This window comes from Streptomyces sp. H27-H5, assembly GCF_026627505.1.
Taxonomy (GTDB): domain Bacteria; phylum Actinomycetota; class Actinomycetes; order Streptomycetales; family Streptomycetaceae; genus Streptomyces.
In genome coordinates, this window is sequence record NZ_JAPNLK010000106.1 from 1 (window position 1) to 24,376 (window position 24,376).

At 71.1% G+C, this 24,376-nt stretch carries 26 protein-coding genes and 1 tRNA gene; 10 read left to right on the plus strand and 17 right to left on the minus strand.

The features are described 5' to 3' along the window. The first annotated feature begins 165 nt into the window (after window positions 1-165). Both bcp and OTB19_RS35255 read left to right on the plus strand, forming a co-directional pair. Window positions 166-633 (plus strand): thioredoxin-dependent thiol peroxidase, encoded by a 468-nt coding sequence (gene bcp / locus OTB19_RS35250; protein WP_267802811.1) that lies wholly within the window; start codon window positions 166-168, stop codon window positions 631-633. 141 nt (window positions 634-774) lie between these two features. Then, a tRNA-Leu gene (locus OTB19_RS35255) sits at window positions 775-858 on the plus strand. Between the two features lie 45 nt (window positions 859-903). Here OTB19_RS35255 and rdgB read toward each other — a convergent pair. The 4 genes from rdgB to OTB19_RS35275 form a co-directional block, all read right to left on the minus strand. Then, window positions 904-1,515 carry an RdgB/HAM1 family non-canonical purine NTP pyrophosphatase gene (rdgB, locus tag OTB19_RS35260; protein WP_267802812.1) on the minus strand — a complete coding sequence of 204 codons (612 nt, stop codon included), beginning with the start codon at window positions 1,513-1,515 and terminating at the stop codon, window positions 904-906. 42 nt (window positions 1,516-1,557) lie between these two features. After that, window positions 1,558-1,956: a hypothetical protein gene (locus tag OTB19_RS35265; protein WP_267802813.1), complete on the minus strand. Its 399-nt coding sequence runs from the start codon at window positions 1,954-1,956 to the stop codon at window positions 1,558-1,560. Window positions 1,957-2,103: 147 nt separating this feature from the next. Beyond that, window positions 2,104-2,838 carry a ribonuclease PH gene (gene rph, locus OTB19_RS35270; protein WP_267802814.1) on the minus strand — a complete coding sequence of 245 codons (735 nt, stop codon included), beginning with the start codon at window positions 2,836-2,838 and terminating at the stop codon, window positions 2,104-2,106. A gap of 120 nt (window positions 2,839-2,958) precedes the next feature. Continuing rightward, window positions 2,959-3,252, minus strand: coding sequence for a PTS glucose/sucrose transporter subunit IIB (locus OTB19_RS35275; RefSeq protein WP_267802835.1), 294 nt, complete (start codon window positions 3,250-3,252; stop codon window positions 2,959-2,961). A 194-nt stretch (window positions 3,253-3,446) separates the two neighbouring features. Between OTB19_RS35275 and OTB19_RS35280 the strand changes: the two genes are divergently transcribed. Further along, the gene (locus OTB19_RS35280) at window positions 3,447-4,748 is read left to right on the plus strand and encodes a PTS transporter subunit EIIC (protein WP_267802815.1); all 1,302 of its coding nucleotides are present in this window, start codon (window positions 3,447-3,449) and stop codon (window positions 4,746-4,748) included. A gap of 355 nt (window positions 4,749-5,103) precedes the next feature. Further along, window positions 5,104-6,375: a PTS transporter subunit EIIC gene (locus tag OTB19_RS35285; protein ID WP_267802816.1), complete on the plus strand. Its 1,272-nt coding sequence runs from the start codon at window positions 5,104-5,106 to the stop codon at window positions 6,373-6,375. A gap of 95 nt (window positions 6,376-6,470) precedes the next feature. Here OTB19_RS35285 and OTB19_RS35290 read toward each other — a convergent pair whose 3' ends face one another. Continuing rightward, the gene (locus OTB19_RS35290; RefSeq protein WP_267802817.1) at window positions 6,471-7,223 is read right to left on the minus strand and encodes an MBL fold metallo-hydrolase; all 753 of its coding nucleotides are present in this window, start codon (window positions 7,221-7,223) and stop codon (window positions 6,471-6,473) included. 204 nt (window positions 7,224-7,427) lie between these two features. Between OTB19_RS35290 and OTB19_RS35295 the strand changes: the two genes are divergently transcribed. After that, window positions 7,428-7,859 carry a hypothetical protein gene (locus tag OTB19_RS35295; protein ID WP_267802818.1) on the plus strand — a complete coding sequence of 144 codons (432 nt, stop codon included), beginning with the start codon at window positions 7,428-7,430 and terminating at the stop codon, window positions 7,857-7,859. Window positions 7,860-8,079: 220 nt separating this feature from the next. Here OTB19_RS35295 and OTB19_RS35300 read toward each other — a convergent pair whose 3' ends face one another. The 7 genes from OTB19_RS35300 to clpS form a co-directional block, all read right to left on the minus strand. After that, the gene (locus OTB19_RS35300) at window positions 8,080-9,030 is read right to left on the minus strand and encodes a PLP-dependent cysteine synthase family protein (protein WP_053683079.1); all 951 of its coding nucleotides are present in this window, start codon (window positions 9,028-9,030) and stop codon (window positions 8,080-8,082) included. Continuing rightward, window positions 9,030-9,317: a MoaD/ThiS family protein gene (locus tag OTB19_RS35305; protein ID WP_053683077.1), complete on the minus strand. Its 288-nt coding sequence runs from the start codon at window positions 9,315-9,317 to the stop codon at window positions 9,030-9,032. Before OTB19_RS35305 ends, OTB19_RS35300 begins: the two co-directional genes overlap by 1 nt. 74 nt (window positions 9,318-9,391) lie before the next feature. After that, complete coding sequence (locus tag OTB19_RS43485; protein WP_311736929.1) at window positions 9,392-9,499, minus strand: putative leader peptide; 108 nt, start codon at window positions 9,497-9,499, stop codon at window positions 9,392-9,394. 77 nt (window positions 9,500-9,576) lie between these two features. Continuing rightward, window positions 9,577-9,999, minus strand: coding sequence for a M67 family metallopeptidase (locus tag OTB19_RS35310; RefSeq protein WP_267802819.1), 423 nt, complete (start codon window positions 9,997-9,999; stop codon window positions 9,577-9,579). 166 nt (window positions 10,000-10,165) lie between these two features. Continuing rightward, window positions 10,166-11,638, minus strand: a complete 1,473-nt coding sequence (locus OTB19_RS35315) for an amino acid permease (RefSeq protein WP_267802821.1) — start codon at window positions 11,636-11,638, stop codon at window positions 10,166-10,168. 310 nt (window positions 11,639-11,948) lie between these two features. Next, the gene (locus OTB19_RS35320; RefSeq protein ID WP_267802823.1) at window positions 11,949-12,554 is read right to left on the minus strand and encodes a DUF2017 domain-containing protein; all 606 of its coding nucleotides are present in this window, start codon (window positions 12,552-12,554) and stop codon (window positions 11,949-11,951) included. Beyond that, on the minus strand, window positions 12,554-12,868 hold the full coding sequence (clpS, locus tag OTB19_RS35325) for an ATP-dependent Clp protease adapter ClpS (RefSeq protein ID WP_267802824.1): 315 nt from the start codon (window positions 12,866-12,868) through the stop codon (window positions 12,554-12,556). Before clpS ends, OTB19_RS35320 begins: the two co-directional genes overlap by 1 nt. Window positions 12,869-12,949: 81 nt before the next feature. On the opposite strand from clpS, the gene OTB19_RS35330 reads away from it, so the two are divergent. Together OTB19_RS35330 and OTB19_RS35335 are read left to right on the plus strand one after the other, a co-directional pair. Beyond that, entirely contained in the window at window positions 12,950-14,278 is a 1,329-nt protein-coding gene (locus OTB19_RS35330) for a nicotinate phosphoribosyltransferase (RefSeq protein WP_267802825.1), read from the plus strand. Between the two features lie 154 nt (window positions 14,279-14,432). Further along, window positions 14,433-15,056 (plus strand): nicotinamidase, encoded by a 624-nt coding sequence (locus OTB19_RS35335; RefSeq protein WP_267802827.1) that lies wholly within the window; start codon window positions 14,433-14,435, stop codon window positions 15,054-15,056. Window positions 15,057-15,144: 88 nt separating this feature from the next. On the opposite strand, the gene OTB19_RS35340 is transcribed toward OTB19_RS35335, so the two are convergent. Beyond that, window positions 15,145-15,447, minus strand: coding sequence for a hypothetical protein (locus OTB19_RS35340; RefSeq protein WP_053683118.1), 303 nt, complete (start codon window positions 15,445-15,447; stop codon window positions 15,145-15,147). A 112-nt stretch (window positions 15,448-15,559) separates the two neighbouring features. Next, window positions 15,560-17,908, minus strand: a complete 2,349-nt coding sequence (locus OTB19_RS35345; protein ID WP_267802836.1) for an immune inhibitor A domain-containing protein — start codon at window positions 17,906-17,908, stop codon at window positions 15,560-15,562. A 461-nt stretch (window positions 17,909-18,369) separates the two neighbouring features. Here OTB19_RS35345 and OTB19_RS35350 point away from each other — a divergent pair, with 461 nt between their 5' ends. Next, entirely contained in the window at window positions 18,370-18,663 is a 294-nt protein-coding gene (locus OTB19_RS35350; protein WP_266947607.1) for a hypothetical protein, read from the plus strand. Between the two features lie 125 nt (window positions 18,664-18,788). On the opposite strand, the gene OTB19_RS35355 is transcribed toward OTB19_RS35350, so the two are convergent. Both OTB19_RS35355 and OTB19_RS35360 read right to left on the minus strand, forming a co-directional pair. Next, window positions 18,789-19,511 carry an RDD family protein gene (locus OTB19_RS35355; RefSeq protein ID WP_267802829.1) on the minus strand — a complete coding sequence of 241 codons (723 nt, stop codon included), beginning with the start codon at window positions 19,509-19,511 and terminating at the stop codon, window positions 18,789-18,791. Window positions 19,512-19,619: 108 nt separating this feature from the next. After that, the gene (locus tag OTB19_RS35360) at window positions 19,620-21,062 is read right to left on the minus strand and encodes an RDD family protein (protein WP_267802830.1); all 1,443 of its coding nucleotides are present in this window, start codon (window positions 21,060-21,062) and stop codon (window positions 19,620-19,622) included. A gap of 272 nt (window positions 21,063-21,334) precedes the next feature. On the opposite strand from OTB19_RS35360, the gene OTB19_RS35365 reads away from it, so the two are divergent. Further along, the gene (locus OTB19_RS35365; RefSeq protein WP_267802831.1) at window positions 21,335-21,814 is read left to right on the plus strand and encodes an SsgA family sporulation/cell division regulator; all 480 of its coding nucleotides are present in this window, start codon (window positions 21,335-21,337) and stop codon (window positions 21,812-21,814) included. A 136-nt stretch (window positions 21,815-21,950) separates the two neighbouring features. On the opposite strand, the gene OTB19_RS35370 is transcribed toward OTB19_RS35365, so the two are convergent. Further along, complete coding sequence (locus OTB19_RS35370; protein WP_267802832.1) at window positions 21,951-23,333, minus strand: FAD-binding oxidoreductase; 1,383 nt, start codon at window positions 23,331-23,333, stop codon at window positions 21,951-21,953. Between the two features lie 96 nt (window positions 23,334-23,429). Here OTB19_RS35370 and OTB19_RS35375 point away from each other — a divergent pair, with 96 nt between their 5' ends. Then, window positions 23,430-24,317, plus strand: a complete 888-nt coding sequence (locus tag OTB19_RS35375) for a tetratricopeptide repeat protein (protein WP_267802834.1) — start codon at window positions 23,430-23,432, stop codon at window positions 24,315-24,317. Window positions 24,318-24,376: the final 59 nt, after the last annotated feature.

Below are 24,376 nucleotides of genomic sequence, written 5' to 3' on the forward strand. Positions count from 1 at the left end.
CACCCCCGAGGACGCACTCGACACCGCCTGCCACCTCCACCTCACCGGTCTCGACACCTGACACGGGCAAGCGCACGCCAAGCCCGACGTCAACCCCCGAAGGATTTACGACGCAGACCACTTAGTCTCGGACCGTACCGATCCCCTCCCGAGGAGACTCCTGACATGAGCGAGCGACTTGAGCCGGGCGACACCGCCCCCGCCTTCACCCTGCCCGACGCGGACGGCAACGAGGTCTCGCTTGCCTCCCACAAGGGCCGCAAGGTCATCGTGTACTTCTATCCGGCCGCCCTGACCCCGGGCTGCACCAAGCAGGCGTGCGACTTCACGGACAATCTGGCCGCACTGGCCCAGGCGGGTTACGACGTCATCGGCGTCTCCCCCGACAAGCCGGAGAAGCTGGCGAAGTTCCGCGAGCAGGAGAACCTGAAGGTGACCCTGGTCGGCGACCCCTCGAAGGAGGTCCTGGCGGCTTACGGGGCCTTCGGCGAGAAGAAGCTGTACGGCAAGACGGTCACCGGGGTCATCCGCTCGACGGTGGTCGTGGACGAGGACGGCAAGGTCGAGCGGGCCTTCTACAACGTCAAGGCCACCGGCCACGTGGCCAAGATCATCAAGGACCTGGGCATCTGATCCGGCTCCGGAGGCCCGCGTCCGCGGCGCCCCAACTGCCGGGCGACCTCCGGCACATGGCGCCGGGGAGGCCGTCGCCGTGCGATCGGCCGGTCCTGTCGGCCCGGGCCGCCGGCTGCCCGCTATCATGGCAGGCGGCCGGCGGCGGTGGCGCAACGGCGACGCAGCAGACTTAGGATCTGTGGCCCGTGAAACGGCTTGAGGGTTCGAATCCCTTCCGCCGCACCCATGAGGGCCTGTGCATCGCATGCGATCCACAGGCCCTTCGTGCTACCCGAGCAGTTCGCGGATCACCGGGACCAGCGCCCGGAAGGCCTGACCCCGGTGGGAGATGGCGTTCTTCTCCGCCGCGGTGAGTTCCGCGCAGGTACGGGTGTCGCCCGAGGGCTCAAGGATCGGGTCGTAGCCGAAGCCGCCGGCGCCGGCCGGGGTGTGGCGCAGGGTGCCCAGGAGCCGGCCCTCGACGACGCGTTCGGTGCCGTCCGGGAGGGCGAGGGCGGCGGCGCAGGCGAAGTGGGCGCCGCGGTGCTCGTCGGCGATGTCCCCGATCTGGGCCAGGAGCAGGTCCAGGTTGGCCTGGTCGTCGCCGTGGGTGCCGGCCCAGCGGGCGGAGAAGATGCCGGGGGCGCCGTTCAGGACGTCCACGCAGAGGCCGGAGTCGTCGGCCACGGCCGGCAGGCCGGTGGCCCGGGCGAGGGCGTGCGCCTTGAGCAGGGCGTTCTCGGCGAAGGTGACGCCGGTTTCCTTGACGTCGGGGATCTCCGGGTACGCGTCCGCGCCGACCAGCTCGTGCGGCAGGCCGGCGTCGGACAGGATGGCGTGGAGTTCGGAGATCTTGCCCGCGTTGCGGGTGGCGAGGATCAGGCGCGGCGAGGTCGTCATGCGCCGATTATCCCGCGCCGCCCGCCGACGCCCGGCGACGGGTCAGCCGGGGGTGCAGACCTTGGAGATCTCCGAGGCGGCGTCGGCGACCGGCTGGATGTCGGGGTTGACGTTGCCGCCCTCGATGGAGGTGCGGACGTTCTTCACGGCGGTGGTCATCGAGTCGATGGCCTTGCCCAGGTCGGCGTTGTCGGTCTGGTCGCCGATCTTCTTCAGGTTGGTGTCGATGCTGTTGAGCGCGTTCTGCGCGTCCTGCGGGCTGTTGCCGGCCTGCGAGACCGCCTGCTGGAGGTCGTTGGCGCTGTCCGCGATGGCCACGGCCGTGTTGGCACAGTCCATCGCGGTGGAGATGGCGTCGCAGGAGGTGAGCGCCGGGACGGCGAGGGCGGCCGCGATGGCGACGGCGGCTATGCGGTGCTTCGGCTTGGGCGTGAGCTTCATGCGGGTCCCCCCGGAAGTCGTGGATGCCCGGGTCCACGGGGCGCGGATACCCGGATGCGCGGATACGTGGACGGGCGCACGATGGTGACACCGTGCGCCCGTACCCGCGTATCCGCGTAGACGCCGGGCGACGCCCGGCGGTTGCCGTCAGGGGGTCTGGAGCTCCAGGGCGCCGAGCTGGAGGGCCTGGAGGTCGGCGCAGCCGCCGGCGGCGAGGTCGAGCAGGGCGTTGAGTTCCTTGCGGTCGAAGGGCTCGCCCTCGGCGGTGCCCTGGACCTCGACGAAGCGGCCGTCGCCGGTGCAGACGACGTTCATGTCGGTCTCGGCGCGCACGTCCTCCTCGTAGCAGAGGTCGAGGAGGGGTTCGCCGTCGACGATGCCGACGCTGACGGCGGCCACGGTGCCGACGAGGGGCTTGCGGCCGGCCTTGATCAGCTTCTTCTTCTGGCCCCAGGCGACGGCGTCGGCGAGGGCGACGTAGGCGCCGGTGATGGCGGCGGTGCGGGTGCCGCCGTCGGCCTGGAGGACGTCGCAGTCGAGGACGATCGTGTTCTCGCCGAGGGCCTTGTAGTCGATGACGGCGCGCAGCGAGCGGCCGATCAGGCGGGAGATCTCGTGGGTGCGGCCGCCGATCTTGCCGCGGACGGACTCGCGGTCGCCGCGGGTGTTCGTGGAGCGGGGCAGCATCGAGTACTCGGAGGTGACCCAGCCTTCGCCGCTTCCCTTGCGCCAGCGCGGGACGCCTTCGGTGAAGGAGGCGGTGCAGAAGACCTTGGTGTCGCCGAAGGAGATGAGGACGGAGCCCTCTGCGTGCTTGCTCCATCCGCGTTCGATGGTGACCGGGCGGAGCTGTTCGGGCGTGCGGCCGTCGATGCGAGACATGGTGGCGAGCCTAGTCGGTACGGGGGTACGAGAAGACCCCGTCCGGGTCGGTCCGGTACGGGGTCCTGATCGTGCGGGCGCGGGGTGCGCGCGCGGGTGTGCCGAGCGGGTGGGCTCAGCTCACATCATGTCTTCGATGTCGGCGGCGATCGGGTCGGCGTCGGTGCCGATGACGACCTGGATCGCGGTGCCCATCTTGACGACGCCGTGGGCGCCGGCGGCCTTCAGCGCGACCTCGTCGACCAGGCCCGGGTCCTTGACCTCGGTGCGCAGGCGGGTGATGCAGCCCTCGACCTCTTCGATGTTGTCGATACCGCCGAGCCCGGCGACGATCTTCTCAGCCTTGGTGGCCATGTGTTTCTCCCTGAGTGTTACGAAGAACGAGTCTCGGCGGCCGGATGCCTGACTGCCCATCCGGGAGATCCGCTTCGTCACGGTAACTCACGGTTGGCCCATCTACACGAGCGCGTGCCCGGCATCTGCCGAATGATGACGATCAACATCAACCTGCCCTCCGGGCGGGGAAATGCCATCGCATCACAAGTGGTCTACACCAGTGTGCCGCACGTGGCGCGACTGCCAAAACGGGCCGGTCAGGGAGGACGCCGATGAGCACGAGCAGCGCTGCGGCAGCACCGCGACAGCAGCGGTGGAACGGCCTGTTCCAGGGGTTGCAGAAGATGGGGCGGAGCCTCCAGCTGCCCATCGCCGTGCTGCCCGCCGCGGGCATCCTCAACCGGCTCGGCCAGCCCGATGTCTTCGGCGCGGAGGGCCTCGGCTGGAACGACGTGGCCAGGGTGATGGCGAGCGCGGGCGGCTCCCTGCTCAACGCCGACCTGGGCCTCCCCCTCCTCTTCTGCATCGGCGTCGCGATCGGCATGGCCAAGAAGGCGGACGGCTCGACCGCGCTGGCCTCGGTCGTGGGCTTCCTCGTCTACCGGAGCGTGCTGCGCGCCTTCCCCCAGCCCTGCCCGGAGGGGACCCGCGACATCGGGGGCGGTTGCCTGGGGGCCGACGGCGCGTTCGCCGAGTACACCTTCCAGAACCCCGGGGTCTTCGGCGGCATCGTGATGGGCCTGTTGTCGGCCTGGTTCTGGCAGCGCTACCACCGGGTGAAGCTGGTCGACTGGTTGGGCTTCTTCAACGGCCGGCGGCTGGTCCCGATCATCATGGCGTTCGTCGCGATCGGGTTCGCCGTCATCTGCCTGTGGATCTGGCCGCCGATCGGTGACGCGCTGGAGAGCTTCTCCGACTGGCTGGTGGGGCTGAGCTCGTGGGGCGCGGGCATCTTCGGCGTCGCGAACCGCGCGCTGCTGGTGATCGGCCTGCACCAGTTCCTGAACGTGCCGGTGTGGTTCCAGTTCGGCAGCTACACCAAGCCGGACGGACAGGTGGTCCACGGCGACATCGCCATGTTCCTGGCGGGCGACCCGAACGCCGGACAGTTCCTCTCCGGCTTCTTCCCGATCATGATGTTCGCGCTCCCGGCGGCGGCGCTCGCCATCACGCACTGCGCGAAGCCGGCCCGCCGCAAGGAGGTCGGCGGCCTGATGCTGTCGGTGGCCCTGACGTCCTTCGTCACCGGCATCACCGAGCCGCTGGAGTACTCGTTCCTGTTCGTGGCGCCGCTGCTCTACGTGATCCACGCGCTGCTGACGGGTGTCTCGATGGCGGTGACGTGGGCGTTCGGCGTCCACGACGGCTTCAGCTTCTCGGCCGGCCTGATCGACTACGTCATCAACTGGGGGCTCGCCACGAAGCCCTGGCTGATCATCCCGATCGGCCTGGGGTTCGCGGCCGTCTACTACGCGGTCTTCCGCTTCGCGATCACGAAGTTCGACATCCCGACGCCGGGTCGGGAGACGGATGAGGAGATCGAGGCGATGGAGGCGGACAACACCAAGGCGTAGCGGCGGGCCCCGACCGTACGGAACCCGCGCGGGCGGTCACGGGCCGGACGGCGCCGGCCGGTGGCACGACCTCGCCAAAACAGTGGATATAGTCGCAGGACGGGCTCAAGTCCCGGACGTCAAGGCCCTCGGACCCTCAGGTTTCCGGGGGCTTTTGCCACGTGTGCCCCCATGTGGTCCGGGCCACGAAAATGACGGGTTCCTTACGTAGACCTCACCGTGCTACAACTGGTCTACACCACTAAGTGGTGTAGACCATGAGGGCTTGTCCGGCCCCGGGTCCCCCCTTTCTGAGACGCCGCCAAGCCCCCGTTTCCATGTCCCCGGGCGGCGCCTTGCCCACTGGAGGAAGACCATGTCCACAGCCACCGCTGCGGAAACGAAGAAGGGCGCTGGCGTGATGGCCGTCATGCAGCGCATCGGCCGGAGCCTCATGCTCCCCGTCGCGGTGCTGCCGGCAGGCGCACTCCTGCTCCGCCTGGGCGCGGACGACATGCTCGGCGACAAGGACGTCTTCCCGACGTTCATCCTCAAGATCGCCGGCTACATGGCCGCCGGTGGTGGGGCGATCCTCGACAACATGGCGCTGCTGTTCGCCGTGGGCATCGCGATCGGCTTCGCGAAGAAGTCGGACGGCTCGACCGCCCTCGCCGCGGTCACCGGCTACCTGGTCTTCCAGAAGGTGCTCGCCACCTTCACCGACGGCAACCTGCCGAAGGTCGCCAAGGTCGTCGGCGGCAAGATCGTCAACGTCGACGCCCCGGTCAACGCCGGCGTGCTCGGCGGTGTCGTGATGGGTGTCATCACTGCGCTGCTCTACCAGAAGTTCTACCGGACCAAGCTGCCGGACTGGGCGGGCTTCTTCGGCGGCCGCCGCCTCGTCCCGATCCTCTCCGCCCTCGCGGGTCTGGTCACGGGCATCGTCTTCGGTCTCATCTGGCCGGTCCTCGGCACGGGTCTGCACAACTTCGGTGAGTGGCTGACCGGTTCCGGCGCCGTCGGCGCGGGAATCTTCGGTGTCGCCAACCGTGCGCTCATCCCGATCGGCATGCACCACCTGCTGAACTCCTTCCCGTGGTTCCAGGCCGGTTCCTTCGACACCGCCAACGGTGCCGTCCACGGTGACATCGCCCGCTTCCTCGCCGGTGACCCGAGCGCCGGACAGTTCATGACCGGCTTCTTCCCGATCATGATGTTCGCCCTCCCGGCCGCCTGTCTCGCGATCGTCCACTGTGCCCGGCCCGAGCGCCGCAAGGTCGTCGGCGGCATGATGCTTTCCCTCGCGCTCACCGCGTTCGTCACCGGTGTGACCGAGCCCATCGAGTTCACCTTCATGTTCATCGCCCCGGTGCTGTACGCGATCCACGCGGTCCTGACCGGTGTCTCGCTGGCCCTCACCTGGGCCCTGGGCATGCGGGACGGCTTCGGCTTCTCCGCCGGCGCGGTCGACTTCCTGCTGAACCTGGGCATCGCGAACAACCCGTGGGGCCTGGTCGCCGTCGGCCTCTGCTTCGCGGTCCTGTACTACTTCGTCTTCCGCTTCGCGATCACCAAGTTCAACCTTCCGACGCCGGGCCGCGAGTCCGACGAGGAGCTCGCCGAGCTGCAGAAGGCCGAGGCCAAGTAGGCCCCGCGCCACCCCGTACGACGAAGCCCCCGCGCTCCCGGAAGGGAGGGCGGGGGCTTCATCGTACGGGGTGGGCGCGCGACGACGCCGGTGCGTCAGACCTCGTAGACGGCGCCCGGGTGCGCGAGGTCGACCCGGCCGTCGTAGACCGCGCGGGCGTCGGCGAGGTTCTGCTCGGCGTCCGTCCACGGCGGCACGTGGGTCAGGACGAGCCGGCCGACCTTGCCGCCGCGCGCGTACTCGCCGGCCTCGCGGCCGTTGAGGTGGAGGTCCGGGATGTCCTCCTTGCCGTGCGTGAAGGAGGCCTCGCACAGGAACAGGTCGGCGCCCTCGGCCAACAGGCCCAGCTCGGCGCAGGTCCCGGTGTCCCCGGAGTAGGTGAGGGAGCGGCCCTCGTGCTCGACGCGGATGGCGTAGGAGTCGACGGGGTGGCAGACCTTCTCGGTGCGGACCTGGAACGGGCCGATCTCGAAGCTGCCGGACTTCAGGGTGCGGAAGTCGAAGACCTCGCTCATCGAGTTCGCGTCGGGCACGTCCTCGTACGCCGTGGTGAGCCGCTGTTCGGTGCCCTCGGGTCCGTAGACGGGGATCGTCCCGCAGCGACCGCCCTCGTGCCGGTAGTAGCGGGCGACGAAGTACGCGCACATGTCGATGCAGTGGTCGGCGTGCAGGTGGCTCAGGAAGATCGCGTCGAGGTCGTAGAGACCGCAGTGGCGCTGGAGGGCTCCGAGGGAACCGTTGCCCATGTCGAGGAGCAGCCGGAAGCCGTCGGCCTCGACGAGGTAGCTCGAACAGGCCGATTCCGCGGACGGGAACGACCCCGAGCAGCCGACGACGGTGAGCTTCATGGAGCGTGAACCTCCGTGGACGGTCCGTGGACGGAATGCGGGCCGTGCGTGGGTCGAGCGTAAGGCGCGAAACGTCCGGTCGCTCCTCCGCGGCGGGCCGTTGTGGGGCGAATCACCTGCGCTGTCACCCGGGGGAGCGACGGCGGGTACGGACGTTGCCACCGCCGCCGCGCCGGGGGGCCGTCGCGAGACTACGGTCGGAACATGGACACGTCCTGGTGGCCCGCCGTGGCCGCGGCCGTCGCCGTGGTCGTCGCCGTGGTCGTGCTGGTGCTGGTCCCCGGGCCGGGCCGGTGGGTCGGGCGGAGCCGTACGACGCCGCACGGTCCGGGGCCGCCGCCCCGGGTGCGGCCGGGTGAGCTGTGGACCCTGGCGGACGGGCGGCCGTGCCTGGTGTTGTCCGTCCGGGCCCGTTCGGCGCGGGCACGGGTCGCGTGGATCACCCGCAAGTACGACGACCGGCGCGCGGGGGTGATCCCGTTGCCGCCGGGAGTGGTCGGGGCGCAGGGCCGCAAGAGCTTCCTGGAGGCGGACCGGCCGCAGGAGGTGTCCCTGTGGGAGTTCGCCCACCGGTCGGGCGTGGTGGACCCGACGGTGTGGGACGAGGTCAGGGGACTCGGCGGAGGGACGGGATGACGGGTCGACGGTGCGGGTGCGGCGCGTCGACGACGCCCCCGATCCGGGGGGCGGAGAGTGTACGGGTCTTGGCGGAGCCGCTCCGGGCCGGCTCGGCCGGCCGGCCCCGCCGGGCAGATCCCGCCGACCCCGCCGGGCCGAGCCCGTCCCCGCGGGGCGGGGCCGGGCCGGGCCGGGCACGGGCGGTGCGGTCGGGCTCGGGCCGGAGCCGCGGTGGGGCTCAGGCCCAGAGCTGACCCTGGAGGACCTCGATGGCCTCCTCCGTCGTCTCGGCCGTGTAGACGCCGGTGGACAGGTACTTCCAGCCGCCGTCCGCGACCACGAAGACGATGTCGGCGCTCTCGCCGGCCGCGACCGCCTTGCGGCCCACGCCGATCGCCGCGTGCAGGGCGGCGCCCGTGGAGACGCCCGCGAAGATGCCCTCCTCGCGCAGGAGTTCCCGGGTGCGGGTGACTGCGTCGGCCGAGCCGACCGAGAAGCGGGTGGTCAGCACCGAGGCGTCGTACAGCTCGGGGACGAAGCCCTCGTCGAGGTTGCGCAGCCCGTAGACCAGGTCGTCGTAGCGGGGTTCCGCGGCGACGATCCTGACGCCGGGCACGTGCTCGCGCAGGTAGCGGCCGACGCCCATCAGGGTGCCGGTGGTGCCCAGGCCCGCGACGAAGTGGGTGATCGACGGGAGGTCGGCGAGGATCTCCGGGCCGGTCGTGGCGTAGTGGGCGCCCGCGTTGTCCGGGTTCCCGTACTGGTAGAGCATCACCCAGTCGGGGTGCTCGGCCGCCAGTTCCTTCGCCACCCGCACGGCGGTGTTCGAACCGCCCGCCGCCGGGGACGGGATGATCTCGGCTCCCCACATCCGAAGGAGGTCGCGGCGCTCCTGCGAGGTGTTCTCGGGCATGACGCACACGATCCGGTAGCCCTTGAGCTTCGCGGCCATGGCGAGCGAGATGCCCGTGTTGCCGGAGGTGGGCTCCAGGATGGTGCAGCCCGGGAACAGCCGACCGTCCTTCTCGGCCTGCTCGACCATGTGGAGCGCGGGGCGGTCCTTGATCGAGCCGGTCGGGTTCCGGTCCTCCAGCTTCGCCCAGATCCGCACGTCGGCGGAGGGCGAGAGCCGGGGCAGCCGGACCAGCGGCGTGTTGCCCACGGCCGCGAGCGGGGAGTCGTAACGCATTACTTGGCGCCGCCGGCCACGGCCGGGAGGATGGTGACGCTGTCGCCGTCCTTGAGCTCGGTGGAGATGCCCGCGAGGAAGCGGACGTCCTCGTCGTTGAGGTAGACGTTCACGAAGCGGCGCAGCTCGCCGCCCTTGGACGCGTCGACGATGCGCTCCTGGATGCCCTTGTGGCGGGTCTCCAGGTCCGAGAACAGGTCGGCCAGGGTGCTGCCCTCACCGGTGACGGCCTTCTCGCCGTCGGTGTAGGTGCGGAGGATGGTGGGGATGCGGACCTCGATGGCCATGGCAGGCTCCAGTGTCGTCTAAGCGTGAAGAGTGGAAACGCGCGTGGGGGCCCAGCGCGGCAGGGCTGTGGTGCTCAGGCAGCAGGACAGATGGCGCTTGCGAGGCGGCACAGGTCGACGTGCAGCCGCGCCACGAGCAGCAGCCTGCCGGGCGTCTCGATGCTCACGTCATGGGAAACCATGCGGTCATGTTAACGATTCCCGGCCCCCCGTTTGGAGTGTGATCCCGCATCGTGGACCGATACCGCTCACATACTGGTCAGTAGGCCTCGACGACCCGTACTTCCTCCTCCGAGATCACCCCGTCGACGATGCGGTACGAGCGGAACTGGAACTCTCCGAGCCCGTCCTGGTCGGCCGTCGAGACCAGCACGTAGTGCGCTCCGGGCTCGTTGGCGTAGGTGACGTCGGTGCGCGAGGGGTAGGCCTCGGTCGCGGTGTGCGAGTGGTAGACGATCGCGGGTTCCTCGTCGCGGTCGTCCAGTTCGCGGTAGAGCTTGAGCAGGTCCTTGGAGTCGAATTCGTAGAACGTGGGCGAGCGGGCCGCGTTCAGCATCGGGATGAACCGCTCCGGGCGGCCGGCGCCCGCCGGGCCGGCCACGATCCCGCACGCCTCGTCGGGGTGGTCCTTGCGGGCGTGCTCCACGATCCGGTCGTACAGCGTCTGGGTGAGGGTCAGCATGAGCGACAGGATAAGCAGACGGGCCCGCTCGTACCGAGGCGTGGTACGAGCGGGCCCGAATGGCGGACACGAGGCCCCGGATCGGCGGGGCCGGCGCGGTTCCCGGCCGTGACAGGCGGCCGGGACCCGCGGGGCGGGCGGCGGCCCCGGAGGGCCGCCCGCGGGGCTAGGCGCCCTTCGAGACCTCGTCGGCCGGGGTGGACCCGGCGCTCTTGTCGAAGGCGGCGCCCGACGGGTTGCGGGACTTCATGACCAGGTACGAGACACCCAGGATCAGGCCCCACAGCGGGGCGCAGTACAGGGAGACCCGCGCGTCCTTGTCGGCGCCCATCATCACGATGACCATGCCGATGAAGAGCAGCGCGAACCAGCTCGTGTACGGGGCGCCGGGCGCCCGGAACGGGGACTGCGGGAGCAGGCCGCGGTCCGCCTTGGCGCGGTAGCGGATCTGGCAGACCAGGATCATGATCCAGGCCCACATGCCCGAGATGGTGGCGAAGGAGACGACGTAGTCGAAGGCCTTGCCCGGGGCGACGTAGTTGATCCAGACGCCGACCAGCATCAGGGCGGCGGAGAAGGTGGTGCCGATGAGCGGGGTGCCGCTCTTGGTGAGCTTCGTGAAGAACTTCGGGCCCTGGCCGTTGAGCGCGAGGTCGCGCAGCATGCGGCCGGTGGAGTACATGCCCGAGTTGCAGGACGACAGGGCGGCGGTCAGCACGACGAAGTTGACGATGGCGGCGCCGACGCCGAGGCCCATCTTCTCGAAGGCGGCCACGAAGGGGCTGACACCGGGCTGGAACTCGTGCCACGGGACGACCGACAGGATCATGATCAGCGCGCCGACGTAGAAGACGGCGATGCGCCACGGCACGGTGTTGATGGCCTTGGGCAGGGTCTTCTCGGGGTTCTTGGACTCGCCGGCGGTGACGCCGACCAGCTCGACCGCGAGGAAGGCGAACATGACGATCTGCAGGCTCATCAGCGTGCCGCCGATGCCCTTGGGGAAGAAGCCGCCGTCGTTCCACAGGTTCGTGACGGTCGCCGTGTCGGCGGCGTCGGAGAAGCCGATGGTGAGGATGCCGGCGCAGATCAGGATCATGCCGACGATGGCGGTGACCTTGACCATGGAGAACCAGAACTCCAGCTCACCGAAGAGCTTCACGGAGATCAGGTTGGCGCCGTAGAGGATGACCGTGAAGATCAGCGCGTACGCCCATTGCGGGAAGCTGTCATGGGTCCAGTACGACATGTACTGCGCGGCCGCGGTGACCTCGGTGATGCCGGTGACCACCCAGAACAGCCAGTACGTCCAGCCGGTCACGTACCCCCAGAAGGGGCCGAGGAACTCGCGGGCGTAGTCCGAGAACGACCCGGACACGGGGCGGTACATGAGCAGCTCGCCGAGGGCGCGCATGATGAAGAAGATGACCAGGCCCGCGATGGCGTAGGCCAGGATCAGGCTGGGGCCGGCCTTGGAGATGGCCTTGCCCGCTCCCAGGAAGAGGCCGGTGCCGATGGCCCCGCCGATCGCGATCATCTGGATCTGGCGGGCGCCGAGTGCGCGGTGGTAACCCTCGCCGCCCTCGGCCCCGGTGCCCTCGCCGGGCGTCTTGTCGTGCTCGACCTGCACAGAGGTCATGTCTGGTGCGCCTTTCTCCACGCCGACCCGCGCCTTCGAAAGGCTGCGGATCGGGTCCTCGATCCCCCCGGATACGGATGGAGTTGCACGCCGGCGATCAGCCGGTTCAAGCGAGCCGGGGGACATGGGTGGCGCCCCGTCGGCAGTCGTGAAGATTTATCACGGGCTTACGGGTGCCGGAGCGGCAGAAATGTGACGTGGGGCATAAAAAAATCGGGACACAGGTCCCTTAAAGCGATCAGATCACCGCATCGCGGTGATCTGATCGTTATCCGGATTTGAGCGTCCGCTGAGCGAACGGCTCCGTGCTTCAGAGGGTCTCGATGAGCGTCTCCTGGAGGCCGCCCAGCCAGAGGTACGCCATCACCATCGGCTTGCGCGGATCGTCGTCCGGCAGCCGGAACAGCACGGCGCTTTCGTCGTCCTCGGTGATGTCCAGGCGGGCCGCGATGGTCAGCCTCAGGTCGTTGAGGGCCCCCAGCCAGCGCAGCCGCAGGTCCCCGGTCAGCTCCAGCACCGCGGCGCCGTCGCCGGCCGGGGTGAGCCGGTCCAGGCTGCGCACGACGGCCAGCGCGTCCTCCCGCTTGCGGGTGCGCAGGTCGTTCTCGGTGAAGCGGCGGAACTCCGCGGACCGCGCGGTCAGCTCGGCGGGATCCACGCCCCGCTCCGCCGCGCCCGGACCTCCGTACGCGTCGGGGAAGAGCCGGGCCAGCGCCGGGTCGGACGGCGGCTCGGTGGGGCCGTCGGAGGCGAAGAGCACGGCCAGCGGGTCGGCGCCGGCGGCCGGCTCGGGTTCACCCGGGCCGATCAGCTCCAGCAGTTGCACGGCCAGGGAGCGCAGGATGGAGATCTCGATCTCCTCCAGCGCGACGGCGGCGCCCTCGCCATCCTTCACGGGTTCGAACGCGCCGCTCATCAGTTGCGGTCCTGGGTGAGCGTCGCCCACAGGCCGTAGCCGTGCATGGCCTGCACGTCGCGTTCCATCTCCTCGCGGGTGCCGCTGGAGACGACGGCCCGTCCCTTGCGGTGGACGTCGAGCATCAGCTTGGTCGCCTTGTCCTTGGGATAGCCGAAGTACGCCTGGAACACGTACGTCACGTAGCTCATGAGGTTGACCGGGTCGTTGTGCACCAGGGTCACCCAGGGGACGTCGGGTTCCGGGACCGCGAAGGTCTCTTCAGCCGATTCGGTGCGTTCGATCTCTACGGGAGCAACACTCACTTGTCCCATGCTGCCACTGCGACCGGCCCGTCGCACAAACGGGCCCCCACATCTCGTCACTTTGACGAGATGTGCGCTAGCATCCGTGACATGAACCCTGCGGACCTGGGCCTGCCGGTGGACGTGCCGTCGACAGCGCTCTTCACGGACCATTACGAGCTCACGATGTTGCAGGCCGCCCTGGCCAACGGCGCCGCCGACCGGCGTTCGGTCTTCGAGGTCTTCACCCGACGGCTGCCCGAGGGGCGTCGCTACGGAGTCGTCGCGGGCACCGGACGGGTACTGGACGCGGTGGAGAACTTCCGCTTCGACGCCGCCGTGCTGGAGTTCCTGCGCGAGCGGGCCGCCGTCGACATGCGCACGCTGGACTGGCTGGCCTCGTACCGCTTCTCCGGCGACATCTGGGGCTACCCGGAGGGCGAGGTCTACTTCCCGGGCTCGCCGGTCCTGCGGGTGGAGGGCAGCTTCGCCGAGTGCGTGCTGCTGGAGACCGTGATCCTCTCGATCCTCAACCACGACTCGGCGATCGCCGCCGCCGCCTCCCGGATGTCCTCGGCGGCGGGCGACCGGCCGCTCATCGAGATGGGCGCGCGGCGCACGCACGAACTCGCGGCGGTGGCGGCCTCGCGCGCCGCCTACGTCGGCGGCTTCACCTCGACCTCGGACCTGGCGGCCGGCTTCCGGTACGGCATTCCGACGGTCGGCACGAGCGCCCACGCCTTCACGCTGGTGCACGACAACGAGCGGGACGCCTTCACCGCGCAGGTGGCCTCGCTGGGCAGCGGGACGACGCTGCTGGTGGACACGTACGACGTCGAGGAGGCGGTGCGGACGGCCGTGGAGGTCGCCGGCACCGGGCTCGGCGCGGTGCGCATCGACTCCGGCGACCTGCTGCTGGTCGCCCACCGGGTGCGGCAGCAGCTCGACGAGCTGGGGGCCACCTCGACGAAGATCGTGGTCACCTCGGACCTGGACGAGTACGCGATCGCCTCGCTGGCGGCCGCCCCGGTGGACGCCTACGGCGTCGGCACGCAGCTGGTGACCGGCAGCGGGCACCCGACGTGCTCGATGGTCTACAAGCTGGTGGCGCGGGCGACGTCCGCGGACCCGAAGGCGCCGCTGGCGCCCGTGGCGAAGAAGTCCTCGGGCGGCAAGACGTCGGTCGGGGGCCGCAAGTGGGCGGCCCGCCGCACGGACGCCGACGGCGTGGCCGAGGCCGAGGTCCTGGGCACCGGCCCGGTGCCGGCGGCGCTGGCCGACCGGCAGCTGCTCGTCCAGCTGGTCAAGGGCGGCGAGGTGGTGGCTCGCGAACCGCTGGAGGCCGTGCGGGACCGGCACCGGGCGGTGCTGGGCCGGCTGCCGCTGTCCGCGACGCAGCTGTCGCGCGGCGAGGCCGTGATCCCGACCGAGTACGCGTAGGCGGCCCGACGGGAGGGGTGGGCCGGCCCCGCGGGGGCGCTCCCCGTCCCGCCGACCGTGCCCCGGCCGCGTTCACGGCCCAGGTTCGGGAAGGCGTGGGGCGGGGGAAGAGCCACGCGCACCGGCACATCACATCGACCTAAGGACACGCGACATGCACCGCGCACTGATCGTCGTCGACGTACAGAACGACTTCTGCGAGGGCGGCAGCCTCGCGGTCACGGGCGGGGCCGATGTCGCCGCCGCGATCACCGAGCTGATCGGGCAGGCCACGCCCGGCTACCGGCACGTCGTCGCCACCCGCGACCACCACGTCGACCCGGGGTCGCACTTCGCCCGCCCGCCGGCCGAGCCGGATTACGAGACCTCCTGGCCCGTGCACTGCGTCGCCGGCACCGAGGGCGTCGGGTTCCACCCGAACTTCGCCCCCGCCGTGGCGTCGGGCGCCGTCGCCGCCGTCTTCGACAAGGGGGCGTACGAGGCCGCGTACAGCGGGTTCGAGGGTCAGGACGAGAACGGCGCGGGCCTCGCCGAGTGGCTGCGGGAGCGGCACGTCACCGAGGTCGACGTCGTCGGCATCGCCACCGACCACTGCGTCCGGGCCACCGCCCTCGACGCGGTGCGGGCCGGCTTCGCCACCAGCGTGCTGCTGGACCTGACGGCCGCCGTGTCCCCGCACACCGCCGCGCGGGCCCTGGAGGAGCTCCACACGGCCGGTGTGACCCTGGTGGGCGGCCAGGCGGCCCGGCTCCGGCAGGATCCGCGCGAGACGGCCTGAGGCCGGTCCGCGCGGCCTGCCCGGGCGCCCCGGCCCGCCTCGCGGTCCGGACCGGGCCGTCCCTTCCGGATCTTGCCGGGGCCGCGGCCTACCCGCCCAGGAGGGCTCGTATCGGGTGCCAGAGTTCCTGCGCCCGGTCGGGGGCGCAGCGCCACAGCAGGCCGTCGGGGTGGTGCAGGACGGCGGTCACCTCGTCCGGGGTCGGGGCCTGGTCGTTGCCCCGCAGGTAGACGGCCCGCATGCCGAGGTTCCGCAGCCTGGTCAGGGCGCGGGCCCGGTTCGCGGCGTGCACCAGCACGCGGACATTTCCGCCCTCACCGGACGGCCTCGGCAGCGTGAGCGCGACCACCACGCTGCCGCCTGGCAATCTGACGAAACCTCCACCGGGCATGATCTTCAGCTCCCCCGTCAATAAGAAACTCAGCCCCCGCATCTAAACGCGATCGGCCGCCGCCCGCTAGAGGGCGACGGCCGATCATGCTTTGACCTGCGGCTTTACCGAATTACTTGACGGCGGGGCCGACCTCGATCGTCATCTGGAGACCGTCGTAGGTCTCCTTCGCGATCTTGATCTTGGTGTTGGTGTCAGTGACCTTCACCGAGCCGGTCGGGTTCTCGTCGTAGTAGTACTTGCCCTTGTGGTCGTCGAAGACCATGTTGGCGGCCTTCGGCTTGATGAAGAGCTCCTGGTCCGCCTTGTGCAGCGTGAACGCGTCCGTCGAGTAGGCGCTGAACGTCGCGTCGTACGGCTGGATCTTGTTCCGCAGCAGCGTGCCGTCGGTCCACTTCATGGGCTTGGCGTTGGCGTCGATCGGAAGGATCAGGCCCTGCCCCGGGTGCTGGCTGGTGTTGTTGTCCTTCTGCGAGGTGTCCCACTGCCAGATGAGCAGGCCGTCCTGGTACGGGTAGTGCTCGACCCACTTGGGACGGGCGGCCGAACCGAAGTTGTACGGACCGACCTTCAGCGTGGCGTCCGAGGACACGTAGCGACGGTTCTCCGCCAGGTAGTACTGCGCGTACTCCTTGGTGAAGTCGGCGCCGACCCGCGAGAAGCCCTTGCCGGTCCAGCCGTTGTCGCCGTTCTCGGCGCCGTCGGTGAACAGCGTGGCGCCGTCCGCGGTGATGTTGACGGCGTCGGCGGTGAAGCCCTTGCCGCCCGCGCCGCCGTCCGTCTGGTAGCGGAAGCGGACGTCGACCTTCTTGCCCGCGTAGGCGTCCAGCGGGTAGTTCAGGTTCTGCCAGGCGCCCGAGGCACCGGTCAGCGAGGGGTTGCCGCCGGCGTCGACCGGGATGGCCGTGCCGTTGGCGGTGCCGGCGAGGGCGGTCCAGTTGGCGCCGCCGTCCGTGGACACCTCGGTGTACAGGAAGTCGTACTCCGCCTCGATGTCCCACCAGCCCTTGAGGGAGAGGGCCGCGGAGGACTTGCCGGTCAGGTCGACCGAGCGGGTCAGGGTGTTCTTGAGGTCGTCACCCATGTTGCTCCACCACTGCGAGGAACCCTCGGCGGGAGCGACGATCTCGGTCTTGACCTTCTTCTTCGGCAGCTCGACGACCAGCGCCTGCTTGTCCTTGGTGTTGTACGCGGAGACGCCCAGCTTGTGGGTGGACTTCGTCGCGGCCTTCGCCTCGCCGTAGTTCAGCCAGCCCAGCTGGAGCTTGTCCCAGGCCGTCATGTCGCCCGGGAGGTCGCCTATGGACTCCTTGCCCGCGCCGAGCCAGGAGCCCGCCGACATCAGGGACCAGAAGCCGACGCCGTTCTCGCCGCCACCGGAGGTGTCGTAGAGGTCCGGGAGGCCCAGGTCGTGGCCGTACTCGTGCGCGAAGACGCCGAGGCCGCCGTTCTCGGGCTGCATCGTGTAGTCGCCGACCCAGATGCCGGTGCTGCCGATCTGGGTACCGCCGGCCTTGTTGTTCGCCGGACCGGTCTTGCCGGCGTCCGTGCCGTAGGCGTACCAGCGGTGTGCCCACAGGGCGTTGGTGCCCTGCACGCCGCCGCCGGCCGACTCGTCCTCGCCCGCGTGGACGATCTGGAAGTGGTCGATGTAACCGTCGGGCTCGTTGAAGTTGCCGTCGCCGTCGAAGTCGTTGCGGTCCCACTGGTCGTACTGCGCCAGCTGGGCCTTGATCTGGGCGTCGGTCTTGCCGGCCTTCTTCTGCGCCTCGGCCCAGGCGGTCACGCCGTCCTTGACGGTGTCCCAGACGTTGGCGCAGTTGGTCTGACCGCAGTAGTTCGAGCCGTAACGGGCCTCGTTGTACGGGATCTTGACCCAGTCCGCGACCTGACCGTCGACCGAGTAACGGCCCGAGGAGGTCTTCTCGTAGTAGGTCTTCAGCGAGTTCTTGCCGGCACCGGTACCGAAGTACAGGTCCTGGAAGTGCTTCTGGCTGTAGTCCTTCTGCCAGGCCGTGCTGTTGTCCAGCTTGCGGTCGGGCTGGGCGATCTGGTTGTGCAGCGGACCGGGGGTGCCGCCGTACTTGGGCGCGGGCGGCTTGGGGCCGCCCGGGCCGTCCGGGTCGAACATGGTCGTGCTGTCGACCTGGTCGCCGAACTCGACGAGGATCGTGAAGATCTTGTCGGTCTTCTCGCGGCCGAGCTCGACGTACTTCTTGTCGTCCAGCTTGACGACCTTGGAGGCGCCGCGCTGCTCGACGTTCTTCTTGCCGGACAGCACCTGGTCGAGGGCTGCCTCGCGCGCCTGCGCCTGCTGCTTGCTGAACGGTCCTTCGAGGTCGTGCTTGACCTGCTCCTTGGCGGGAGCGGACGGATCCTGACGGTCGACCGCGGGGGAGCCCCAACGGTCGTCCGCCTGGGCGGCGGTGAAGAAGGCGCCTGTGGCCGCGGTGGCCCCCATCGTCACGGCGATGGCGACGGTGCGCAGGGCGAGCCTTCTGGCGGAGTTGCTGGTCACTTGATGTCGTTCCCCTCCCGCGGCCGCAACGTAGGTCGGAACGTCTCCATAGGAGCGGGGGGTTCCGCGCGGCGCGCGTCTCAAGTGACGACATTTGACCGGAGAGTCTCAAGAAAAGACAGACCTTGACTTGTTCCTTACAACTGCACTATGCGGTCAGGGAGTTCCGCTATTCGGACGTTCCCCTGCCATAGGGGGGCGAAGGGCGCGCTTCGCACCCTCGGAACGTCCTTGGGGATGAACGGAGAATGACCCCGTGCGCCCCCCGTGCACCGGTACGGGACCCCGTCCGCGTGAGGCGACGCTTACCGACAGTTCCCCTCGGGCATCCACCCTCGTAGAGTCTCTTGACGCGCGACCGAGTTGAGCCGACTCCCCCTCCCCCCTTGAGGACGGAAATCGCCATGCCGCGTCCGACTGCCGCACAGCTCGCCTACGGTTCCGCCACCGTCGTCGTGTCGACGATCGCCATGCTGCTGCTCTCGCAGACGAGCACGGGCATCGGCGTCGCGGTCATCTCCGCGGCCGCCCTCGGCCTCGGTCTGCTCGTGGCCCTCACCGTGCCGATCCCCCGCCGCCGCGGCCGGCACGCCGCCGGCCGGCCCGCGGACGCCGCCGCGGTCACCGCGGACGAGACTGCGGCCGCCCGGGTGCCTGAGCCCCGGGCGGCCGCTGCCGAACACCCCGTGCACCACTAGTGCTGTGACCGGAAGGGTTCACCGTGTCACGGCGCCCGGGCATGCCCGCGCGGGCGGCCGTTCCCCGGAGGGACGGCCGCCCGCGCGGCGGTGTTCGTGGGCGGGACCCGGCGGTCCCGCGCGCCTCAGCCCGACCGGACGACCACGGTCTTGGCCACCTTGTCGTGCAGGGCCTGCTTGTACGGCTTGTCGACGAGCATCGAGATGATGAGAGCGATCGGCCAGAGGCAGAAGCAGCAGACCAGCGTCGGGATCCAGAGCACCGCGGCGCGGGCCAGGGAGGCGTTGGAGGTGGGCACGGAGCCGTCGTTGAGCATCGCGACACGCAGGCCCAGCGACTTCTTGCCGATGGTCTGGCCGTTCTTCTTGGTGAACCACCAGTCGTAGCCGACGTACGCGATGATCGAGATCAGCGTCCAGATCAGACCGCTGCCGCCGTAGGACTTGGTGATGACCTCGGTGACGTCCTCGCCCTTGTCCGTGTCGACCATGTAGCGGCGGTTCCCGAACGGCAGTTGGATCAGGAACAGCGGGACCGTGACGATGAGCAGGTCGATGACGCGGGCGCCGAGCCGCTTGCCGAAGTCGGCCAGCGGGGGCATCCCGGCGAGCGGATCCGGCATGCCGTACGGGTCGCCGCCTCCGGGACCGCCTCCGTACGGGGGCTGCGGGGGCGGGCCCCCGCCGGCGCCGGGGCCGCCCGGGCCGGAGGGTGGCGGGTCCCCGCCACCGGCGGGCGGCGGCGATCCGTACGGTGACCCGCCCGACGGAGGCGTCGGTTCCTGCGGCTTCTTGAGGAACGGGTCGTCCTCGGGCGGCGGGCCAGGCGGCGGCTGGTCGGTGCTCATGGCCCGAGTCGAACCCGGGCGCGACGGCCCCGCAACGGGACGGCGTCCGTTCGGGCTACCGGCCCGGCGGGGGCGCCCGGCGGGATCCGCAGAGACGGCCGACGGGCTTCAGCGAGCCACGTATGTCTTCGCCGCCTTGTCGTGCCAGGCCTGGCGGCGGGGGCGGTCGCCCAGGCTGCGCAGGCCGCCCGGGAGTCCGAGGAGCGCGCACACCAGCCAGCGGCGCAGGGCCGCGCCGACGGTGGGCGGGCGGAGGGTGGCGACGGCCAGGACCCGGACCCCGCACAGCTTCTTGCCCGGGGTGCGGCCCCAGCGGGCGGTGGGGAGGGCCTCGTAGAAGACCCCGAAGAGCAGGACGGCGGCCAGGACGAGGGCCAGGTAGCCGCCCACGGTGCCGTCGAGCAGCCAGACGGTGGTGGCGCGGCCGGTCTCCCTCGCGGCCTGCACCTTGGCCTCGACGTGGGCCGTGACGGCCGGCACGAAGGGCACGGCGGCGCCCGCCGCGACGCCCGCGTACACCAGCGAGTCCAGGGCGCGGGCCAGCAGACGGCGCCTGAACCCGGCGGGGCGTACGGCTCGTTGTGCCATCCGCTCGAAGACGGCCCGGTCCGTGCGCCGGGGCGCGGCCGGGGGCTCGGTGATCACCGGGGCCGGAGCGGGTTCGGGCGCGGGGGTCGGGACGGGCGCCGGGGCCGGGGTCGCGGCTGCCGCCGGGCCCACCGCGTCCCGGGCGGCCGGGGGTGCGATCCGGGTGGCCTCGCCGGCGGCTCTGACGGGGGCTTCGGGGGCCGCGGGGAGCCTCGGGGTCGCCGGGGACCGCCGGGCTGCCGCCACTCCCGCCTCGGGCGGACGGGGGGCCGCGTCGGCCGGGGTGGCCTCGGGCCAGGACGAGGTGAGCCCCGAGCCGGGGCCGCCGCCCCCGGGCGCGGCGGGCCAGGCCGTCTCGGGGACGGTCGGCCGGACGGCGGCCGGAGCGGGCTCGGGCGCCGGCTCGGGTGCGGGCTCGGGTGCGGGCTCGGGTGCGGGCTCCCGCTCCGGCGCGGGCGCCGGGGTGGGCGGAGGGGACGGCGCGACCCGGGCCGCCGGCGAGCGGGCCGACAGGATGCCCACCCCTTCCGCCGACGCCTGGGCGGGGAACCGCTCAGCGGCCGCGACGGCGGGTGGCCGGGTCGAGGGCGCCCCGGGCCCGTGCTCGGGCGTGACGTCCTCGCGGTTGCCCCAGGACACCCGGACGTCGCGCGGGCCGCCGAAGCCGGCCTGGTGCGCGGGATCGGCCTGCCACCCGGCCGCCTCGGCGGCCGGCCCGGACGCGGGTTCCGACGCCGGTTCGGGGCGCGCCCGGGGGCGGGGGTGCGGGCGGGGCTCGGGCAGCGCCTCGGTCACGGAGGTCTGGTCCAGGAACACGGGGCCCGTCTCGTCCGCGGGGGCGGGACGGCTCGTACCGGGCACCCAGGAGGAGCCGTTCCAGTACCGGACGAACCCGGGGATGGACGGATCGGGGTAGTAGCCCTCTCGGGCCGCGTGCTCGCCGTCACCAGGGGAGGCCGTCAATGTCCCCAACTCCGATCGTGGCTTGAGGCTTGTGCAGGGCAGGACCATAGCCAAGAACCCCGGCCCGACAGGTCCGGTAACGGGAGAATCCAAGCCTTCGAGCGAACGTCACTCCATCCGAACGTTTTCGGTCAGTCGACAGGTTTCGGCCAATCTGCGGCGCGATCCCGGAAGTCGCGTCATAGCCGGGCCCCCGGCGGCTCTCTGCGGGTGTGGGGACCCTCCCGGCCCCGCACGCCGAAAGCGTCGAACCGCACCGAAGTGAGGCCGCCATGCACCACCCCGTCATCGAGCGCGAGTTGGAACTGAAGCTGGTCCTGTCGCCGGAGCGCAGCATCCCCGTCCCCGCCAGGCTTCTGTACCTGACGGACGACCCGTTCGCCGTGCACGTCGTCTTCCACACCGGTTCGCACACCCCGGTCAACTGGACCTTCGCGCGGGAGCTGCTCGTCGAGGGGGTGTTCCGGCCGTGCGGGCACGGAGACGTCCGGATCTGGCCCACGAAAATCGACAACAAGGCCGTGTTGTGCATGGCGTTGAGCTCCCCCGACGGGGACGCGCTGCTGGAGGCGCCGGCCGGCGCGGTCTCCGCCTGGCTGGAGCGGACCCTGCGCGAGGTGCCGCCCGGCTGCGAGGCGGAGCGGCTCGGCCTGGACGCGGCGCTGGCCGAGCTGCTCACCCCCACGCCGGCCGACGACCTGTGGCTGCGCGACCCGTGGCCCTCGGACGAGTCGGCGGACGGGGACCTGTGACGCCCGGGCCGTCCCCCGCGGACCGTGCCGCCCGGGCGGAGCGCCGTGCGGGACGCCCGACGGATCGGTGCCCGGGACGCCCGACGGAGCGCCGTACGGACGGCCGGACGGGTCGCCCGACGGATCGGCGGACGGGTCAGAAGAGCTTGCCGGGGTTGAGCAGGCCCAGCGGGTCGAAGGCCTGCTTGACCCCGCGCTGGACCTCCAGGCCCACCGGCCCGAGTTCCCGGGCGAGCCACTCCTTCTTCAGGACGCCGACCCCGTGCTCGCCGGTGATCGTCCCGCCCAGTTCCAGACCGAGCGCCATGATCGCGTCGAAGGACGCGCGGGCCCGTCGGGCCTCGTCCTCGTCGGCGGGGTCGAAGCAGACCACCGGGTGGGTGTTGCCGTCGCCCGCGTGCGCGCAGACCCCGATCAGCAGCCCGTGCGACCTGGCGATCCCGGCCGTGCCGTCCAGCATCTCGGCGAGCCGGGAACGGGGCACGCACACGTCGTCGATCATCGTGGCGGGGCGCAGGGTCTCCAGGGCGGTCAACGACATGCGGCGGGCCTGGAGGAGCAGTTCCGACTCCGCCTCGTCCTCGGCGGGCACGACGGCCGTGGCCCCGGCGGCGGTGCACAGCTCTCCCACCGCGGCGAGGTCCTCGGGAGCGTGCGGGGTGTCGAAGGCGGCGAGCAGCAGCGCCTCGGTGGTCTCGGGCAGGCCCATCTTGCCGAGGGCGTTGACGGCGTGGACGGTCGTGCGGTCCATGAGTTCCAGCAGCGAGGGCGTCAGCCCGGCCTCCATGACGGCGCAGACGGCCGCGCACGCCGCGGCGGCCGAGGGGAACTCGGCGGCGAGCGCGAGCTGCCGGGGCGGCGCGGGGCGCAGCGCGAGAACGGCCCGGACCACGACGCCGAGGCTGCCCTCGGAGCCGACGAAGAGCCGGGTGAGGTCGTAGCCGGCGACGCCCTTGGCGGTGCGCCGGCCCGTGCGCAGCAGCCGCCCGTCGGCCAGCACCACGTCGAGGCCCAGCACGTACTCGGCGGTGACCCCGTACTTGACGCAGCACAGGCCGCCGGAGGCGGTGCCGATGTTGCCCCCGATGGTGCACTGTTCCCAGCTGGAGGGGTCGGGCGGGTAGTACAGGCCGTGTTCGGCGACGGCGCGGGACAGGACGGCGTTGACGACGCCCGGCTCGACCACGGCGATCCGGTCGACGGTGGAGATCTCCAGGATCCGATCCATCTTGACCAGGGACAGCACGATGCAGCCGTCGGAGGCGTTGGCGGCCCCGGACAGGCCCGTGCGGGCGCCCTGGGGGACCACGGGGACGCGCAGGGCGGTGGCGGTGCGCAGGACGTGCTGCACCTGTTCCACGGTCCGGGGCAGGACGACGGCGGCCGGGGTGCCGGCGGCGCAGAAGCTCGCCATGTCCGTGCTGTAGGAGGCGGTCACCGCGGGGTCGGTGAGGAGCGCCTCCGCGGGAAGGCCTTCGAGGAGGCGGGTACGGAGTCGGGTGGAGAGGTCTTCGTCCATGGGGTCAGCGTGGCACCCGGGGCCATCGGTGTGAACACGGCCGCGACCCTCTTCGGACACCTCGGCGAACTCTTCATATTGACGCACAGTGAGCACATGGACCGTATCGACGAGGAAGCGCAGCAGCCCGCGCCGCCCGTGACCTTCACCGGCCGCAAGACGCTCGTGGCGGCCGCGGTCGCCGTGGTCCTGATCGCCGGGGCCCTGCTGATCCGACCGGCCCGAACCGGTGACGACGCCCGCCCCCCGGGGCCCAGCGAGCGGGCCGCGTCCGCGGTCGGCCTGGGCACCCCGGCGGCGGCGGTGGACCTGACGGCGCTGGTCGCGGACCGGGAGAAGCAGGTCACCAGGCACCCGGACGACGTGGCCTCCTGGGCCGTCCTGGGGTCCGCGTACCTGGAGCAGGGTCGGCGCACGGCCGACACGGCCTGGTACCCGAGGTCGGAGAAGGCCCTCAAGCGGTCGCTGGAGCTGCGGCCCGCCGAGCAGGGCAACTTCGACGCCATGACGGGCATGGGCTCGCTCGCCAACGCGCGCCGGGACTTCGGGACCGGCAAGAAGTGGGGCGAGCTGGTGCGGGCCCAGGCGCCGCGGCGGTGGTCTGCGTACCCGGTGCTCGTGGACGCGTACACGGGCCTGGGCGACTACAAGGCCGCGCAGAAGGCGCTGGAGCGGTTGGAGGAGCTCCACTCGGGGCTGGCCTCGAACCTGCGGGCCTCGCAGGTGTACCGGGACCGCGGCTGGCGCGAGGACGCGGTGGTGGCGTTGGAGCACGCGGGGGGCGCGGCGAAGACCCCGGCGGAGAAGGCGTACGTGCTGTTCCGGCTCGGGGAGCTGCTGTGGGAGCGGGGCGACGCGGCGGAGGCGCTGGGCCAGTACGAGGCGGCGCTGCGGACGGACCCGGCGCGGGCGGAGGCGCTAGTGCTGCTCCGCGAAAGTTCGTGGAGGGGGGTTCAGGCTTCCTGGAGGGGGCTGGCGGCGTAGGTCCACTTGAAGGGGCGGGCGGTCTCGTTCCGTTTGATCATGTAGTCGTCCATCTTGGC